This window comes from Algicola sagamiensis DSM 14643 (assembly GCF_000374485.1).
Taxonomy (GTDB): Bacteria; Pseudomonadota; Gammaproteobacteria; order Enterobacterales; family Alteromonadaceae; genus Algicola; species Algicola sagamiensis.
Genome location: NZ_KB894492.1, coordinates 289767 through 305879 on the forward strand (window position 1 = coordinate 289767; position 16113 = coordinate 305879).

General features: G+C 41.8%; 12 protein-coding genes and 1 pseudogene. 4 read left to right on the forward strand and 9 right to left on the reverse strand.

Annotation, left to right across the window (positions count from 1 at the left end):
- Positions 1–119: 119 nt before the first annotated feature.
- From rpoH to C505_RS0104905, 3 genes are all read right to left on the reverse strand, one after another.
- Complete coding sequence (gene rpoH, locus C505_RS0104895) at positions 120–977, reverse strand: RNA polymerase sigma factor RpoH (RefSeq protein WP_018691477.1); 858 nt, start codon at positions 975–977, stop codon at positions 120–122.
- A gap of 365 nt (positions 978–1342) precedes the next feature.
- On the reverse strand, positions 1343–1870 hold the full coding sequence (gene ppa, locus C505_RS0104900; protein WP_018691478.1) for an inorganic diphosphatase: 528 nt from the start codon (positions 1868–1870) through the stop codon (positions 1343–1345).
- Between the two features lie 139 nt (positions 1871–2009).
- A complete protein-coding gene (locus tag C505_RS0104905) occupies positions 2010–2981 on the reverse strand; it encodes a class 1 fructose-bisphosphatase (protein WP_018691479.1) in 972 nt (323 codons plus the stop codon).
- 148 nt (positions 2982–3129) lie between these two features.
- Between C505_RS0104905 and C505_RS0104910 the strand changes: the two genes are divergently transcribed.
- Positions 3130–5502, forward strand: a complete 2373-nt coding sequence (locus C505_RS0104910; RefSeq protein WP_018691480.1) for a zinc-dependent metalloprotease — start codon at positions 3130–3132, stop codon at positions 5500–5502.
- Here the strand turns inward: C505_RS0104910 and C505_RS0104915 are convergent.
- The 4 genes from C505_RS0104915 to ccoG all read right to left on the reverse strand — a co-directional run bounded on the left by C505_RS0104915 (position 5491) and on the right by ccoG (position 9347).
- Positions 5491–5955 (reverse strand): DUF523 domain-containing protein, encoded by a 465-nt coding sequence (locus tag C505_RS0104915; protein WP_018691481.1) that lies wholly within the window; start codon positions 5953–5955, stop codon positions 5491–5493. The genes C505_RS0104910 and C505_RS0104915 overlap by 12 nt on opposite strands.
- 81 nt (positions 5956–6036) lie before the next feature.
- A complete protein-coding gene (locus C505_RS0104920; RefSeq protein WP_018691482.1) occupies positions 6037–6696 on the reverse strand; it encodes a thiol:disulfide interchange protein DsbA/DsbL in 660 nt (219 codons plus the stop codon).
- Between the two features lie 51 nt (positions 6697–6747).
- On the reverse strand, positions 6748–7737 hold the full coding sequence (locus C505_RS0104925) for a serine/threonine protein kinase (RefSeq protein WP_018691483.1): 990 nt from the start codon (positions 7735–7737) through the stop codon (positions 6748–6750).
- Between the two features lie 188 nt (positions 7738–7925).
- On the reverse strand, positions 7926–9347 hold the full coding sequence (ccoG, locus tag C505_RS0104930) for a cytochrome c oxidase accessory protein CcoG (protein ID WP_018691484.1): 1422 nt from the start codon (positions 9345–9347) through the stop codon (positions 7926–7928).
- Positions 9348–9695: 348 nt separating this feature from the next.
- On the opposite strand from ccoG, the gene C505_RS0104935 reads away from it, so the two are divergent.
- On the forward strand, positions 9696–10061 hold the full coding sequence (locus tag C505_RS0104935; RefSeq protein ID WP_018691485.1) for a hypothetical protein: 366 nt from the start codon (positions 9696–9698) through the stop codon (positions 10059–10061).
- A 53-nt stretch (positions 10062–10114) separates the two neighbouring features.
- Positions 10115–11547, forward strand: a pseudogene (gene glpK / locus C505_RS21460) (glycerol kinase GlpK).
- 81 nt (positions 11548–11628) lie between these two features.
- Here the strand turns inward: glpK and C505_RS23480 are convergent.
- Both C505_RS23480 and C505_RS0104950 read right to left on the reverse strand, forming a co-directional pair.
- Positions 11629–12135, reverse strand: coding sequence for a hypothetical protein (locus C505_RS23480; RefSeq protein ID WP_211215054.1), 507 nt, complete (start codon positions 12133–12135; stop codon positions 11629–11631).
- A gap of 232 nt (positions 12136–12367) precedes the next feature.
- The gene (locus tag C505_RS0104950; protein WP_018691487.1) at positions 12368–13534 is read right to left on the reverse strand and encodes an anthrax toxin-like adenylyl cyclase domain-containing protein; all 1167 of its coding nucleotides are present in this window, start codon (positions 13532–13534) and stop codon (positions 12368–12370) included.
- Between the two features lie 597 nt (positions 13535–14131).
- Between C505_RS0104950 and C505_RS0104960 the strand changes: the two genes are divergently transcribed.
- The gene (locus C505_RS0104960) at positions 14132–16045 is read left to right on the forward strand and encodes a bifunctional metallophosphatase/5'-nucleotidase (RefSeq protein WP_018691489.1); all 1914 of its coding nucleotides are present in this window, start codon (positions 14132–14134) and stop codon (positions 16043–16045) included.
- Positions 16046–16113 lie beyond the last annotated feature (68 nt).

The window sequence follows — 16113 nt, forward strand, 5'->3', positions numbered from 1 at the left end:
TTTTTGACTTTATTTCCGAAAGGCAAACACACCCTTTCACCCGTTGATTCAAGGCGTCAACATGCGAGGTTTTATTGAGAAAGCGTGTGTGATTGAAGGGAAGAAAGCAATGCGCAGGATTAGCGCATTGCTGCCTGAAGCTTTTTCATTGCATTATTTTCGAGCTGACGAACACGCTCGGCAGAGACTTGATACTTATTTGCAAGCTCTTGCAGTGTCGCTTTATCTTCTGTTAACCAACGGCTTTGAATAATGTCTTGGCTACGCTCATCCAGCGTTTTTATCGCGAGCTGTAAGCGGTTTGCAGAATGATCTTCCCACTGCTTATTTTCAAAATTTGTCGCAAGATCTGAGCTGTTATCTTCAAGGTATTGAGAAGGCGAAAGCAAGTGGCTTGAGCTTTCATCATCATCACTACCGAGGTCGAACGCCATATCCTGGCTGCTCATACGTGATTCCATCTCCATGACTTCGGCTCTGGAAACACCAAGCTCTTCTGCAACAGTATTCACTTCGTCATTGGTAAACCAACCGAGGCGCTTCTTAGACTTGCGTAGATTGAAGAAAAGCTTACGCTGTGCCTTGGTGGTTGCGACTTTGACAATTCGCCAGTTTTTGAGGACGAATTCGTGAATTTCTGCTTTGACCCAGTGAACCGCGAAAGAAACCAAACGAACACCAACGGTTGGGTCGAATCGTTTGACGGCCTTCATGAGACCAATATTTCCTTCTTGAATGAGATCTGCCTGCGGTAGTCCATAACCGGAATAGCCTTTTGCGATATGGACGACGAATCTTAGGTGAGACATAATTAACTGCTTTGCTGCCATCAAGTCTCCATCCTGATGTAACCGTTCTGCTAGCGCTCGTTCTTCTTCAGCGCTAAGCATAGGAATACTGCTAACGGCTTGAATATAAGACTCAATACTGCCACCAGATGGTACTGTCAACGCCATTGACTGCATGTTTGTGCTCATCTGTCACCTCTAATCATTCAACTGTCGCCAAGTTTAGCACTGGCGCTTTCCGGATGTCAACGGAAAAATGACATTTTATGTCAATATAAAATGTATGTAAATCAATAACTTACCAAATTGGTTCTAAGCCATTTTGTCTTGTTATAACAAAGAATCCCAGTCAACATATACATGGCATTCTTTATCTATGACACAAGATAGCTGGCTGAGTTGCATAGGATAGACGAAGAAAAGTGAGTTTGGTGAAAAATAAATCAGATTTGTACTTGATAATTCGTGTGAAAACGAATGGAAGGTGTATGAGAGAAAAGCAAATGACTTTCCTCTCATCTGAGCTGTGAAGCAAGGATACAGTGAAGTGCTGTTTAACCTTTCGCACGCTCAAAAGAAGTCATAATCTCTTCTTTTGCTGCTGCTGCGTCTGCCCAGCCATCAACGCGAACCCACTTCCCTGGTTCAAGCTCTTTGTAGCGCTCGAAGAAGTGTTGGATCTGTTGTTTCAGTAGCTCAGGAAGATCATCAACGTCGTTTACGTCGTCGTAGATTTTCGTCAGCTTGCTAACGGGTACCGCAACAACTTTTGCGTCTTCACCAGATTCGTCAGTCATCTTTAATACACCAACAGGGCGACATTTGATCACTGCACCAGGAACGAGCGGGTATGGTGTTGGTACAAGTACGTCTACCGGGTCGCCGTCCAGAGAAAGCGTTTCGTTCACGAAGCCGTAGTTACACGGGTAGAACATTGGTGTTGCCATAAAACGATCAACCCAAACAGTCCCAGTATCTTTATCAACTTCGTATTTGATTGGATCTGCATTTGCAGGAATTTCAATAATGACGTTAATTTCTTCAGGCACATTTTTGCCAGCAGAAACAGCGCTTAGGCTCATTGTCTTATCCTTATTTATGTATGGCCGGATAGGCCGATTCATTCATATCAGCGCAATATTATACTGATCAGATAACAAATGACCATCTCAGGGTTTGTTTATCTTTCACAAATCAAGACTCATGTGGATAAACAAGCATCTAGGGTTGGTGATACTTTTCACAAGTGCGCACTTCGTTTTCGCTGCCGAGGATCACAGAAACACGTTGGTGTAAGCTTTCCGGCTGAATCGACATGATCCGCTCGTAGCCCGTCGAGCTAATACCACCCGCTTGTTCAACAAGATAGCTCATTGGGTTTGCCTCATATAGCAGTCTGAGTTTATATGGTTTTTCTGGGTTTTTGTGATCGGTAGGATAGGTGAATAGTCCACCACGGCTGAGCACTCGATGGACATCTGCGACCATGGCCGCAATCCAGCGCATGTTGAAGTTCTTTTCCCTTGGGCCTTCTTTACCAGCCAAAAGATCGTTGATGTACTGTTGCATGGGAGGCTCCCAGAATCGCTGATTTGATGCGTTAATCGCAAACTCTTGGGTGTCTTTCGGAATAGTGACCTGGTCATGTGTGAGTAAGAAACCACCATGCGTTTTATCCAGCGTGAAAATCTTGACGCCTTTCCCGGTTGTCAGTGCAAGCATGGTCGATGGGCCATACAAAACGTATCCAGCGCAAACTTGCGCTGAGCCTGGCTTGAGAAACTGACGATCATCATCTGCTGGGAGCTGATCATCTGCTAAATGAATGGAAAAAATAGTTCCAACTAAACTATTGATATCAATATTCGATGAACCATCTAGTGGATCATATGCAACGATATACTTCCCATTTGGATCACCAGCAACGACGTGCTCTTCTTCTTCGGAGGCAATAGAACGGACAAAGCCAGACTCCAGCAATACATCTTTAATCAACTGGTTGGAAACAATATCCAGTTTTTTCTGAGTTTCCCCTTGAATGTTTTCATTCAAAGTGGAGCCAAGCACACCGGCAAGTTCACCTTGAGTCAGGCGAAAAGAGATTTCTTTACAGGCAGCGAGGATCGTTCGGATCAAAAAAATGAGGTCGGAATTCACCCCATCGTCACGAAGTGTTGGCGCAAGTCGACGCATGGTTATTTCCTTGAAATGATTAGTAGGGTCAGATTTTTGTTGTCTATTTTAAAAGAAAACGAATCGGGTTTCAGGTTTACTTTTACTCTTTTTCATTTCTTGTAATACTCAATCCATAAAAATTGAATAAAAATAATAAGGTATTCAGATGTACAGACAAATTGTTTTTGTTTTTCTTTTCTGTGTCAGTCATCTTACCCATGCGGTTTCTTACGCTGAGCAGACTCAGAATATGCAATACGATGACGGATTTTATGCTTTTTATTATGATGAAAAATCCGACAGAGTTCTTCTGGAAATCAAACAGTTCAATCAGTCATTTTTATTGCTTCATAGTCTACCGCGAGGGCTGGGATCGAATGATGTTGGACTAGATCGTGGGCAACTTGGCGATGCTGGTAAATTAGTTCGATTCGAAAGAAGAGGCAATAAGATCCTTTTGATACAGGAAAATACAACTTACGTTGCCCACAGTGATAATCTTTTGGAACGTCAAAGTGTACAAGAAGCGTTTGCTGAGTCAGTACTTTGGGGGTTTCCTGTATTGACCACGCAATCGAGTCGAGTTTTGATTGATTACACACCTTATTTGATAGCGGATAGCCACGGTGTTGCTGCGCGTCTTTCTCAATTGAAGCAGGGTGATTATCAATTGTCGAAAGCTCGCTCTGCCGTCTTCATGCCCCGAAGTAAAGCCTTCCCGAAAAATACGGAGCTGGAAGCGAGTGTCACGTTTTTTGGTGATGGAAAAGGGAAGTGGGTACAACAGGTGGCACCCGATGCACGCGCAATCACGCTGCATTTTCATCATTCCTTGGTTGCTTTACCAGATAATCAATACAAACCACGTCAGTTTCATCCACAAAGTGGTTACTTGCCTCTCACGTTTGAGGATTATGCATCGCCATTGGATCAACCGATGACCAAACGCTTGATCCTTAGGCATCGCTTGGAAAAAAAAGAGCCTGAGAAGGCGGTTAGTGAAGCAAAAAGTCCCATTATTTATTACCTGGATCCAGGAATACCAGAGCCTGTTCGTTCTGCACTCAAAGAAGGTGCGAGTTGGTGGAATCAGGCTTTTAGTGCCATTGGCTACAAAGATGCTTTTCAAGTAAAAGAATTGCCACCCGAAGCGGATCCAATGGATGTAAGATATAACGTGATCCAATGGGTCCACCGTGCAACACGAGGCTGGTCCTACGGATACGCAATTGCAGATCCAAGAACAGGAGAAATCATCAAAGGCCACGTGACACTTGGATCGCTGCGTGTTCGCCAAGACATTAAAATCGCAAATGCTTTATTGGGGAGTCACAATAGTCAGGAAGCAATCGATATGGCGCTTGACCGGATCCGACAATTAGCTGCCCATGAAGTTGGGCATACACTTGGCATTGCGCATAACTTTGCAGCCAGCCGGAACAACCGTGCTTCAGTGATGGATTATCCGCATCCACTACTTCACCTAGCTGGGAATAAAGTTTTATTACAAGAAGCGTATGCTAGAGGTGTCGGTCTTTGGGACAAGCAGGTTATTGCTTATGGATATGCGGACATACAGGCAGCACAAGAGCAAGAATATTTGGCTCAAGTCCTTAAACAAAACTACTCACTCGATCTTGGTTTTATCTCTGATGAAGATGCTCGGGATGCGGGTAGTGCACATTTGGACGCACATCTATGGGATAATGGTCGGGATGTCATAGCAGAGTTACATAAAACACTTGTAGTGAGGAAGCATGCTCTGAGTCAGTTTGATCAGCGGGTGCTTGGTGAAGGAATGCCGTTATCTTCTTTGGATGAAGCACTTGTTCCTTTGTATTTACTGCATCGATATCAGGTTGAGGCAGTCAGTAAGCTGATTGCAGGAATGAAATATCAATATGAAACTGTCTCAAATGAGTCACCAATTGGCACTCAACCTGTGGATGATCAACGTCAAAGAGAAGCAATAGATGTACTCCTTGAAACACTCAAACCAGATACACTCCTATTACCAGAAAAATTACGTGATCTCATTCCTGCAAAGGCATATGGTTATCAAAAAACACGAGAAAGCTTCCCATCACGGACAGGTGTTACATTTGATCCACTTGGCGCAGCAGAAGTTGCATCACAGCACACGTTATCATTGATATTAAATCCAACTCGATTGTCACGACTAGAGCAGCAAACTGCGTTGGGGGGAAAGCGCCTTAATGTTGATGAACTGCTGGCGCATCTCACCAATCACCTGGTTGTTTCAACATATAAGAAACAATCACGGCAAACTCGACAGATTCGAGTTCGGGTCGCACTTCTCTATATTGAACAATTGGGCCAGCTTCTCCATCACGCTGCAACTGCGCCAGAGGTTGTTGCGAGTGTAGAGCAGTCACTGTTATCCGTTTTGAAAGTATCTAAAGAGCAGAAAGATCCTGTTTCGCAGCGGGTCAAACGGCATATACAACATTATTTTGAACATGGGAACTGGCAACCATTGATCAAACCTTTGGCAATCCCGCCTGGATCACCGATCTAGTTTGGATAAGGCAATTTGGGCTTTGTCCCATTCATTCTCGGAGAAAACAAGAACCCCGGATTGGCGTAGCCGCTGTGTTGTCAGTCCTTCTCCGGGGATGGTTTCCCCATTAAATTGCCCACTGTAGATATGATGACTGCCACAGGAAGGACTATTTTCCTTGAGGACCGCAATACGGATATTGTGTTTGAAACACAGTTGAAGCGCAGCTTCTGCACCGCGTTCAAACTCAGCAGTCACATCAAGGTGTTGGATAGTGATCACTCGCTGATCAGGCTGGCGTTCTGCTTGGGGCCTTGGGATCGGTAATCCACCAGAAACTTCCGGGCATAAAGTGATCACACGATTTTCAGACAGCCATCGTATGAGTGCCGGGTGATGAGATGGTTTTGCTTGGCCATCATATCGGACAGGCTGGCCTAGTAAGCAAGCACTTACAAACACCTTTTTCATGATGACATTCCTGCGAAAATACTTAGCTTGATGTTGTGAAGAGAAGGAAAGCCGATGAAAGGCTTTCCAGAGCGAAAATGATTAGCCTTTCTGCTTTGTTAAGAAAAGAACTACTTTTTCATAGTGCTGAAACAACTCATCCCAAGATTTTGGCTTGATCGTAAAGTTTTCTGGTGTGACTTTGTATTTACCATTCACAACGAATGCTGGAACACCAGATAAAACGCCTTGTTTGTTCAGTTTATCTTGTTCTCTAAATAAAAGGTTTGTTTTCGTTTTTACTGTAAAACTATTGATAGCTTTATCGTAGTCTTCGCCCTTTACACCATTTGCAATAAAGATATTACGAATATCCTTTGTGCTTGCGAATGTGGCACGTTGTTTATGAATGTAGTCAAAGATTGCTGCTGCAATTTTGTCTTCGACTTTGAGTTGTTCAGCAGCAACATAAGCCGTTGTGAGTGCTTGTTGAATTTCTTTTGTTGCGCCACCTAAGAAGTCGACATGGCTCTTCGTAAACTTCACATTTTCAGGCAACTTCTTCTTGAGTGACTTCACAAAGGGTTCAAAGTTATAGCAATGGCCACAATAAAATGAAAAGAACTCGGTGACACTTTGCTGTTCTGAAGCGGCTTCATTGATGACGATGTAGTCTTTTCCTTTCACAAATGTATTCGCCTGAGAGTAAAAGGCAGTTGTCATTAGCAGCATTGATGCTGCAAAAGATACTAATTTTTTCATTATGTTGGTCCCAAATATCTACAAAAGGGTGAATGATTTCAACACCACAGCTTAAAAGTTACCAGGCATTAAAGTCAACGGCTCTTCGTGCAAGGCAGCCAACTGCTCCTTGAGGATCAGGATCTGTTGTTCCCAGTATTTGTCTTGTGCAAACCAGGAAAAGTTCCTTGGAAAAGCCGGATCTTCCCAGCGTTTTGCCAGCCATCCCATATAATGCACAATTCTTAAAGCACGTAATGGCTCAATCAGCTTTAGTTCCTGCATATTGAATGGAGAGAATTCTTCGTAACTTTCAATCAATGTTTCGAGTTGTATAAGCTGTTGTTGTCGATCACCAGAAAGCATCATCCACAGATCTTGGATGGCAGGGCCGGATCGCGCATCATCCAAATCGACGAAAACTGGCGCATCATTGCACCAAAGAATATTTCCAGAGTGGCAATCGCCATGCAGTCGTTGTGACTGATAATCGACAAAGTGTGGCTCAACTGCTTGGATCACTTGTTCTAGGATTGTATAAAAAGACACTTCGAGTGTTTGTGGTACAAACGATTTCTCTAGAAGAATACGACGGGCATCATGTAAGTATTCCTGAATGGAAATTTCGGGGCGATATTGGAATGGCTTTCTTTTGGCAACGCCGTGCATACGTCCGATAAATCTTCCCATCCATTCAAGCTGATCGAGATTGTCCACTTCAAAAATTCGGCCGCCAACGCTTGGGAAAAGACAAAACCAGAAGTCTTTATGAGTAAAAAGGCTCTGTCCATCGCGTTGAATAGGTGCAACAACAGGCACTTCTTCTGACATCAGCTCAAAAGCAAAATCATGCTCTTCCTGAATTTGTGCTTGAGACCAACGCTCAGGGCGATAAAACTTAGTGACATAGCGTTGCCCATCATCGGCTTTAAACTGATAGACTCGATTCTCATAACTGTTGAGGGGAAGAAGCCCGGATTCGGGATAAATACCAACAGATTCAATCGCATCTAAGATTGTATCCGGTGATAATTGCTGAAAATGAAATGTTTGTTGTGTCATAGAAGTTGTTGCTACACCTGCGTGAGATTCACGTTTTTATATCACAAGGTGTAATTCTCTCAGGAACTCTATATTTAAACAAAAATATTTTGTGTTTAAGGATAAGAAAGGAGAACAGCCATGAGACAAATCGACCATCTTTGATAGGATAGGGGGCATTGATTGTACCCCCGTTTATTTTACCGAACCTAAATTCGGTTAAAGAAATTACTCTCTTCTTTTACCTTCACATCCGGATCGTTTTTATCTTGAACAATAAAGTGGATTTCCGTGATCCTTTCTTTGAGTAACATAGGATCTGCGGAAACAGTTACCGGAAGTGTATAAACTTCTCCAGCCTTTATGATCACCGACTTTCTACCTTGAAACTTATAGCCTTTCAAACCTTCAACACTGATGATATAAGCATGATCTTGCTGAGATTTGTTCAGAATTTTCAACGTAAATGTGTTTTCAATCCAACCTTCGAAGTTTTCTCGATACAGCGTGTTTCTGTCTCGAATGATGTCAACATCGAGCGGAATACGTGACACGATTGTGTAAGCAAATGCACTGAGCATTACAAGAAGCACAATGAAATACCCCAGCAACTTTGGTCGTATGATATGAGTTTTTTTCCCTTCTAATTGCTGTTCAGTGGTATAACTAATCAGTCCTTTTTCGTAACCCATTTTATCCATGACACCATCGCATGCATCAATACATGCACCACAGTTGATACATTCGTATTGCAAACCATTTCGGATATCGATCCCAGTCGGACAAACCTGGACACACAAGTTACAATCAATGCAGTCGCCTAATCCTAGCTCTTTTGGATCCTTCTTTCGTGGTCTTGGGCCGCGGCTTTCACCACGTTTGGGATCGTAAGAAACGGTAAAGGTCTCTTTATCAAACATCGCAGATTGAAAACGTGCGTACGGACAAATGTGCGTACACATGATTTCCCTCATCCAACCGGCGTTACCATACGTACATACAGCAAAGAATATTACCCAACCATAAATCAGTGCGGATGATTGCCCGGTAAAGAAGCCAATAAATAATTCTTCAACGGGAACAAAATAGGCGATAAAAGTCAGGGAAGTTAAGAAGGAGAACGACCACCACGCAGTATGTTTGGCGGCTTTTTTTCGAAACTTTGTCCAGCTCATTGGCATTTTATCGAGCTTTATTCGTTGGTTACGGGTCCCCTCAAATTTCTCTTCAAACCAGATAAAAATCAATGTCCAGACTGTTTGTGGGCACATGTAACCACACCAAACTCGTCCGTAAAAAGTCGTCACAAAAAACAGAGCAAAAGCAGCAATGATTAAAAGCCACGTAAATAGCGTCAGGTCTTGTGGCCATAGGGTTAACCCAAAAATATTGAATTGTCGTTCAGCAAGATCAAGTAAAATCGCTTGACGACCATTAAACTGGATCCAGGGCAGGATCATAAAGACCGCCATAAAAACCATATTCATCCTTCGTCGAAGGAGTTGATGAACCCCTTGGACTGCACGAACATAAATACGACTTCTAGGGTTATATTGACCAACCTTCGCAGTGTCCGGTTGATGAATTTCGACTTTGGCAGGAATATTTCTGACTTCTATTTTGTCACTCATCTAAAGCTACCTCAGGGCAAAGTACCCCTTTCCTTGATGATTATAATACCAAACTGAACTAATTCTTATTTCTGACTGCCAGAAAGAAGAGAAGATCAATTCGCGTGGACCATCGTATAAATAAAATGCGCTAGCGCGCAAATTCTACCATAAATATTGTGGTCTTTTAGTCTGAGTTTGATAGAAAAAACTTATGATTTCCCTTAAAAAAATGTAACCCATTCGTTGAGCACTAGAGATCTCGGAAAGACACTATTCCTATTGTAAGATTAATGAAAAATTAACATCCCCTATTCAAGTGAATTGGGATAACATACAATGAAAGTAACTGAGCGGAGTTAAGAGATTATGAAGAAAATTATTATTGGGATCATTGTATTTATTTCGATTCTGGTCGTGATCGATCATCCTTCTGTAGGCAGGATTAAAAGTGTCATTGTTGATAGTATCAATATTTTTATTTCTGATACGACAAGTATGCAATCAGATAAGTCATTAGCAGCAGAAACATTAAGAGAAGTGGAGCCTATTATTCGGGACTATACAGAAGCTGAAAGAGATTACGTAAGAGATGTACTTTCTTCTGATAGTAAAGCAGAAGGTTTTTTGAGAAATTATTGCCGTCGTGGGGATTTTAACCCCAATATTCATCCAGACCGCGCATCTGAAGTTTGCAGTGTTTTATCTCGAAATGCCCGTCGTCTGAGTAAATAATAAAAAATGAAGTCAATTATAATTGACTCGAAGAGATGACATGGGAGGACCGTATGTCGGGTTTTTTGATGGCAATTGATCAGGGAACAACTTCTTCACGTGCAATCCTGTTTGATTCCAAAGGAAATGTCCAGTGGACAGCACAGCAAGAGTTTCAGCAATTCTACCCTCAGGATGGTTGGGTTGAGCACGATCCAGAAGAGATTTGGCAAACAACACTGAACGTATGTCGTGATGTGATACAGCAAGGCGATATTTCTGCCGATAAAATTATCTCCGCCGGGATTACGAACCAGAGAGAAACAACGCTTGTCTGGGATGCTACGACAGGTGAAGCCATTTACCCAGCGATTGTCTGGCAAGACCGAAGAACGGCTGACTATTGATTGACCCTTATTTCTCAGCCACCAAGATCAAATGGATCTTGGATAATGTGCCCGGCGCAAGAGAGAAAGCTGAACAGGGCCAACTAAGGTTTGGCACAGTCGATACATTTTTGCTGTGGCGTTTAACCGATGGCAAGGTTTATAAGACGGATGCGACAAATGCATCACGTACACTCCTTTTTAATATTCATGAACAAACCTGGGATAGTGCGCTACTCGACTTATTTGAAATCCCTGCAAATATGCTCCCACAAGTAGAAGATTGTGCGCATGACTTTGGCCGAATTCATGAAAAATGGCTAGGAAAACCTGTTGCTATTGGTGCAATTGCTGGTGATCAACAAGCTGCACTTATTGGGCAAGCCTGTTTTCAGCCAGGTATGGTCAAGTCAACCTATGGGACAGGCTGCTTCATGATCCTCAACACAGGGGAACAGGTTGTCACGTCCCAAAATCGTTTGTTGACAACGATCGGCTATCGATTAAATGGGAAAGTCACTTATGCAGTTGAAGGCAGTATTTTTATTGCTGGCGCTGCGATCCAATGGCTTCGCGATGGATTGAGACTCATCCCGCATGCTTCAGTCACAGAATCTTTAGCGAATGAAGCCAAACAGTCTCACGTTTATATGGTGCCTGCTTTTACTGGGCTAGGCGCGCCTTATTGGGATCCAAATGCACGCGGTGCAATTTTTGGACTGAACCGAGACACAGGAATTGCAGATGTCGTTGCTGCTGGACTTCAGTCCGTCTGTTATCAAACCAAAGACCTACTTGAAGCGATGAAAGCAGATGGTGCAGCGACACCTTCCGCACTGAGAGTGGATGGTGGAATGGTCGTAAATCACTTTGTTGTCCAGTCATTATCAGATATTCTCGGTGTGGCTGTTGAACGGCCAGAAGTCACGGAAACAACGGCTTTGGGTGTTGCATATCTTGCTGGGCTACAAGCAGGTGTCTATCAGTCTTTGGAAGAAATTTCAAAGCTGTGGTGTCATGAAGCCAGTTTTCAACCAAGTATCTCAGAGGCACAACGAAAGACATTGTACAATGGTTGGCTCGAGGCAGTTGAACGCGTTCGAAGTAAAGTTGAGCGTTAATTGATACTGTTTCATTTTGTATGTTGAAAGGCGGTTTAAACCGCCTTTCAAATCATTCCCATTTGTGGTTTTGATGAAAGATTAATAAAGCAGCATCTTTTTTTGTGCGGTGCATTGATTTTCAACACATTGAGCAATAGGTTCGGGAATATGCTCACATGTACTGACCATCCCTTTGCGCATGTTTTTCTTCTTAATCGCATCCATCTCTGAAATGACTTTGGAAATATCGGCCTCAGAAACAGTTTGTGTAGAATAAATTTCATACCCCCACGCACCACCACATGGTTTATTGCCCAAAGAGATCACTTTACATTGTGCGGCAGTCTCACAAGGCTTTGTTGCAGTATATTCATCTAGTTTTGCCTGTAAGATTTGATAACGCTCATGATCTTTTTTCTTTTCTTTTGGATCACTCTCTTTTTTTTGCTTTTTCTCTGCTTCTTCAGCTTTTTTCTGTAGTTGCTGTAGTTCTTGCTTTAATTGGGTTTCTTCTTCTTTTGTGAGGCTTTTACTTACAGCAACCTGGCTTAAAAGCCCAAGTGTTAGAAGCGTTGCAGCGCATAAACTTAATTTTGTTCTCATCATCATACATGTCCTTCACTTCTTTAATGTTTTGGATTAGATGCATATTTTTTGAATAAGTTTCTGTATTAGCATCGCACACAATGGATTTCGGAATCAATTCATTGATAATGAAATGTTTTTATATGGTAATTAAAATGTTTTAATCCATATGGGTAGAGGTTCGTCGAAAGAAATGAATGATGAGAGAAACACCAGAATGATATAACAGTGGTTCATTCTGGTGCTTTATAGCTTAGACTTTCTGAAAATAGTCAAGAGACTCCTGAAAGGAGCCGCGTTTAATATTTTGGACATCTTGCCCCCATTCATTGTGAACAGGAACAAAGAATGCTTGATCTTTTGCAGATTGAATGAATGCTGCCATTTCGTTTTGCTCAATCACACTGATGGCACCTTGATGACCTTCAACAGTTGTCCCAAAACCATTAATAGGTTCAGGCAGAAAGAATGTTGCTGGGAAGTTTGCATCTTTGTCTGTGAACGGATTTTTATCATCTGCACCATGGTGGATAAGTTTGTTCAACTCACGATCCAGTCTGGCATTGATATCATCTCCTAGCTCTTTCACTCTCGAAGAGATAAACCCCTGTGGTGCTTTTGGCTGCGTTGTTTCTTTTGGTGCATTAAAGTTACGCAGGTGAGACTCTAAAACAGATTGGCTAGGATCGCCTTTCGCTAAATCTCCTGCCCCGTAATCAGATAAATTTGGTGCGACGAGTAACAGGTCATAATCTGCTGTAATTGGAAGCTTCGAGTTTTTATCACATAAAACATGAAATGGCTCATCGTCGAGAAATATGGAAAACTTTCCATGCTCTTTTGCAGACTCGATAGCTTGGAAAGTAAACTTTTCTCCACTGGGAGATGTGACAAATAAAGAGATTTGATTTTGACTTGTGGTGGTTGATTCTATTGAGCCAGCACTTTTGGATACGAGTTCATTAATTCGATTCTTACTAATCACGAGTTGCCCAGAAACTGCATGTTTGTCTTTTAGACAACTTTTTACCTTCTCATTTGAGTTTTCGATGGCTTGTTGCCCTTTTTCAGAGCCTTTTTTTGCTTCAAGCTTACTGAATGCCTGATCACATGGGATAAATCCAGCCATTGGGCCCCAAGTGGAACTCTTTGGTTTAATCGTTAAATCTTTCGTGGGATAGCCTTCGTCAAGGAGCGTCTTGTTCATTGCATCGACTGGCCGAATGCCAAATATGATATTTTTTTCTTGTGCGTATTGTGCCATGACTTTTAAATGACTTTCTGGGAAACCGACTTTGTCGATGTGTTGAACGTCTTGAAATTTACTGACATGTTTACTTTGTGTTGAAGTTGGACGCGCAGTTTCGACTTGATTTAATTCTTGGTGATTGAAACTCGGTTTCACATTAATCCCATGCATCTTTATAACCTCTCTATGCATCAATTTAAGAATGTGTGTCCAAAAAATCACTCATCATCTAGATGAATTGATATTCGGTTTTTGTTCGCTTTTATGTTGCTTGTATTTTGATTCTCTGTTTAGAAAATCATACTTTAGAACCATTCACTCATCTTGTAAGTCACATAAAACCGGACTTGATTGCTTTTTATACCTAGAAAAAAATCGATTGACGTGATTAAAAAAATAAATTAAAAATCTGTAAATCAGTCTTTTATGAATAATTTCAGTGGCTTATATGGAAAGTTGTTGTGAGTTGAATGGCTATATCAGAGCGTTTTCGCTAGATATTCCAATCAAAAATAAATGTTTGTCCCAAAGTCACAATTTTGGAAAATGCAAAAAAATTCAAAATAGTGCTTATCATCCTTACAAAAAACACATAAAATTCGCCCAATTTTCTGAGTTCAGAATTGAAGCAGAGGATTTAAGGAAAAACGCATTTCACGTCCAAAGAGTTGAATCAATCAGCCGGATGTAGAATGAGGGCGATGTATCAAGACCCGACTGCTCGATGAGAATGAAAGATTTCTGCAATGAGACAATGAGGATACACACGTGAAGTATTATATAAAATCTGCGCTAACCCTTGCGGTTACTTCCGCTCTATTAGCGGGTTGTGGTGGTGATGATAATAACCAAAACAACCAAGCCAAATCTGACCCAATTACTGTTACCTTCCTGCACATCAATGATCACCACTCTCACGTCAACGGCGAAGACATTACTCTCAAAATGCCGCTTGATTTATCTGATAAAGAAAAAATTACTGACGAAGATGGAAATGAAGTCGAAGTCCCTAAAAGAACAAAAGTATATGGCGAAGCTGGTGGCTTTCCTCGTTTGATCACGAAGATGAACGAGCTGACGGAAAACCGTGATAATGTATTCAAAGTCCACGCTGGTGATGCATTCAGCGGTGGTGCTTATTATACAATGTTTAAATACGAAGCTGACTTGAAAATGATGCAGCATTCTTGTTTTGACATCTTTGCTTTGGGTAATCACGAATTTGATTTGGGTGAGGAAGCGCTGAGCGGTTTTATTGGTAACTTCAATGAGGATGGATGTAAGACGGAAGTCTTAGCTGCGAATGTGAAACCAAGTGAAGATTCAGAAATCTTCAATAAGTTTAAAGGGACAACAATAAAAACACTTCCAAATGGAGAAAAAGTTGGTTTTATTGGGATTGATACGGCGAAAAAAACCAAAGGCTCGTCATTCCCCTCTGAAACAACTCAGTTTCTTGATGAAACCGAAACAGCTCAGGCAGAAATTGACACCTTGAAAAAACAAGGTGTGCATCGCATTGTTGTTGTGAGCCATTATGGCTATAAGAATGAAGTAAAATTAGCCGAATCCTTAAAGGGTGTGGATGTCATCATTGGTGGTGATTCTCATACACTGCTTGGTGAAGAATTGAAAGAGTTTGGCTTACCTGTTGAAGGTAAATATCCAACAGTTGTGAAGAATGCAGATGGCGATCAGGCTTGTGTTGTTCAGGCCTACAAGCACGGAACTGTATTGGGTGAGCTACAAGTTACCTTTGATAAAGATGGCAAGGTCACGAAATGTGATGGTACGCCACATCTTCTTTTATCTGAGGAGCTGAAGAAGAAAGTCAAAGATGCAGATGGTAATAGCAGTAAAGTCTTACTTGAAGGTCAAGAATTAGCAACTGCCAAACAAACCATTTCAGAGAACCCTGCATTGAGTTTAACCAAGAAAGATCAAGCGACAATTGATAAATTGGTACCATGGGACTCAAAAGCTGAAGAAAAATTTAAAGAGCCCCTCGGTAAAGCGGCAGATGATATTTGTTTAGCACGCGTTCCTGGCGTTCCTGAAGATGTTTCTTGCTTTAATACGAGAACTAGAGATTATGGTTCGGATATGGGGGCGATAGTAGCCAAAGCATTTCTTGAGTCAGATAGACAGTCTCATGTCGCAATCCAAAATGCAGGTGGAATTCGAAGTAGTTTCCCACAAGGGGAAATCAACCTGAAGATGGTTTATACCGCTTTAGGCTATCCTAATCAGCTTGCTCGACTCAAAATGACAGGTGCAGAGATTGAGAAAGTACTTCAAGAAGCGATTACTAACGCTGTCTCTGGCTCATCAAACGGTGCTTATCCTTATGCAGCTGGCTTACGTTGGGAGATCGAGGGTTCAAAAATCAAAGAAGGTACCTTAGAGATCAACGCTCGTCTAGCTGGTGACTGGAAGCCAATTTCATCAACAAAAGAGTACTTGGTTGTGACAAACAACTATATTGCTGGTGGACAAGATGGATATGCGACGTTTGCTGAGATTAAAAAGAAAGGTGAAGAATTTTGGGTGGATACAGGGACGCTCTACTATCAACCACTTGTTGATTATATTAAGAGCCAAGTAGATCAAACTGTTGAGTTGATTGATACTGAGAACCTTTCAACACAACAACATGACTTCAAGAAAAAAGAGCCAAAGTAAGTGAAGAGCTTGATGAGAAAAACCCTACACATTGTTGTGGGGTTTTTCTTTTTTTAATCGACTCTCAC

What these genes read in the sequence shown, in the direction of transcription:
- rpoH (WP_018691477.1), bottom strand. Translation starts at nt 977, where the DNA reads ATGAGCACAAACATGCAGTCAATGGCGTTGACAGTACCATCTGGTGGC.
- C505_RS23480 (WP_211215054.1), bottom strand. Translation starts at nt 12,135, where the DNA reads ATGATGAGAACAAAATTAAGTTTATGCGCTGCAACGCTTCTAACACTT.
- C505_RS0104905 (WP_018691479.1), bottom strand. Translation starts at nt 2,981, where the DNA reads ATGCGTCGACTTGCGCCAACACTTCGTGACGATGGGGTGAATTCCGAC.
- C505_RS0104935 (WP_018691485.1), top strand. Translation starts at nt 9,696, where the DNA reads ATGAAGAAAATTATTATTGGGATCATTGTATTTATTTCGATTCTGGTC.
- C505_RS0104920 (WP_018691482.1), bottom strand. Translation starts at nt 6,696, where the DNA reads ATGAAAAAATTAGTATCTTTTGCAGCATCAATGCTGCTAATGACAACT.
- ppa (WP_018691478.1), bottom strand. Translation starts at nt 1,870, where the DNA reads ATGAGCCTAAGCGCTGTTTCTGCTGGCAAAAATGTGCCTGAAGAAATT.
- C505_RS0104950 (WP_018691487.1), bottom strand. Translation starts at nt 13,534, where the DNA reads ATGCATGGGATTAATGTGAAACCGAGTTTCAATCACCAAGAATTAAAT.
- C505_RS0104925 (WP_018691483.1), bottom strand. Translation starts at nt 7,737, where the DNA reads ATGACACAACAAACATTTCATTTTCAGCAATTATCACCGGATACAATC.
- C505_RS0104915 (WP_018691481.1), bottom strand. Translation starts at nt 5,955, where the DNA reads ATGAAAAAGGTGTTTGTAAGTGCTTGCTTACTAGGCCAGCCTGTCCGA.
- C505_RS0104910 (WP_018691480.1), top strand. Translation starts at nt 3,130, where the DNA reads ATGTACAGACAAATTGTTTTTGTTTTTCTTTTCTGTGTCAGTCATCTT.
- ccoG (WP_018691484.1), bottom strand. Translation starts at nt 9,347, where the DNA reads ATGAGTGACAAAATAGAAGTCAGAAATATTCCTGCCAAAGTCGAAATT.